Annotated in this window: 1 pseudogene; it reads left to right on the forward strand. The window is 64.7% G+C overall.

Going from position 1 to position 1,657, the window contains the following annotated elements:
- Positions 1–1,657 (forward strand): annotated as a pseudogene (locus AB5Y70_RS17950) (type I secretion protein); the annotation flags it as partial.

The raw sequence follows: 1,657 nt of genomic DNA on the forward strand, positions 1-1,657 counted from the left end.
TCTCCACCGACTTGCCGCTCACCATCAAGGATGGCCATGCGCCGCACTTCGTGGCGGGCAGCGGGGTGAGCCTGGATGAGCGTGGGCTCGACGGCAGCAATACTCTGACCGGCACCGGCCACTTCCAGGTCAATGCGGGCTCGGATCGGGTGAGCGAGGTGTCGTTTGCCGACATCAGCGAGCAGCCGGCCCTGACCGCCCTGGGCCAGAGCGTCAAATACGAGCTGGTCGACGGCGATGCCAGCATCCCGGGCAACCAGGTGCTGAAAGGTTATGTGGAAGTCAATGGCCAGCGCGTCGAGGTGCTTCAGGTCGAACTGGTGGGCAAGCTGGACAACGCCGCCAGCAACGGCTTTGACTACAAGGTGACCCTCTATCAGGGGGTTCACCAGAGCGGTGGCACTGCGACCGACCTGCCGTTCAAGCTCAACATCGTCGACAGCGACAAGGGCAGCGGCAACAACGACAGCACCACGGGCACCCTCAACATCCGCATTTCGGAAGGGGCCAACCCGACCCTCACCCTGACCGGCGTGACGGTGAGTGAAGGGCGCTTCGATGGTGCCGCCAACAACCAGACCGGCGATGATCAGCATGCCACCGGCACCCTGAGCATCACGGCGGACTCCGATCCCGTGGTGGACGTGCGGCTGACCCTCTCGGGCCAAGTCGTGGATGGGAGTGGCAAGGCCATCACCCACAATGGCGAGACCCTCACCTGGCAAGAGGTGGCGGGCAGCAACGGCCACGGCTTCCAGGCTCTGACCGCGAGCGGCACCCTGGTGCTGACGGTGACCCTGCCGAGCGTGCCAGGGCGCATCGAAGCCCACACCCAGGCAACCCTCGATTACCAGGTGACGGTACACACCAACCTGGATCACGGGGCGGATGACAAGCTCAACCTGAGCCTGCCGGTGAAGGTGACCGACAGCGATGGCAGCGTGATCACCGGCAGCGCCACGGCGGTGATCACCGATGCCGCCGATCCTCATCTTGGCATCGACAGCGGGGTCACTTTGCAGGAAGGGGCCTCTGGCCAGACCCTGGATGGCCAGCTGCCGGTGAGCGTGGGCAGCGATCGCCTGGTGTCGCTCAACTTCGAGGCGAACCAGCCTGGCCTCAACGCCCTCACCAGCGGCGGCCAGCCGACCCACTATCAGGTCAACGGCAACGTCATCACCCTGCTGGATGCGGGTGGCAAGACCATTCTGACCGTGACCCTGGGGCTGGATGGGAAGTACCAGGTGGTGCTCGACGGCGTGCTGGATCAACCGGTCAGCACCAACAGCGTCAACCTGGGGTTGCAGGTGCAAGGCACCGATTTTGACGGGGACAAGAGCAACCTTGGCACCCTCAATATCCATATCACCGACGGCGTGCTGCCCCAGGTCGACCCCGTCTCCCTCACCCTGGTGGAGGACAGCGACTGGGGCGCGGCCCAGACCCTCACCGGGGATCTGGCCATCACCGCCGGGGCCGATCCCCTGGTCAACATCGCATTCGATGCCAGCCAGCCCGGCCTGCAGGGGCTCACCAGCGGCGGCCAGCCCGTGGTCATCAGTGTCAGCGGCAACAGCATCAGCGGCACCGTCAACGGCCAGAACGTCTTCACGTTGACGCTGGATCAGAACGGTCACTACGTCTTCACCCTGAACCA

This window comes from Aeromonas sp. s1(2024), from assembly GCF_040908005.1.
GTDB lineage: Bacteria > Pseudomonadota > Gammaproteobacteria > Enterobacterales > Aeromonadaceae > Aeromonas > Aeromonas caviae.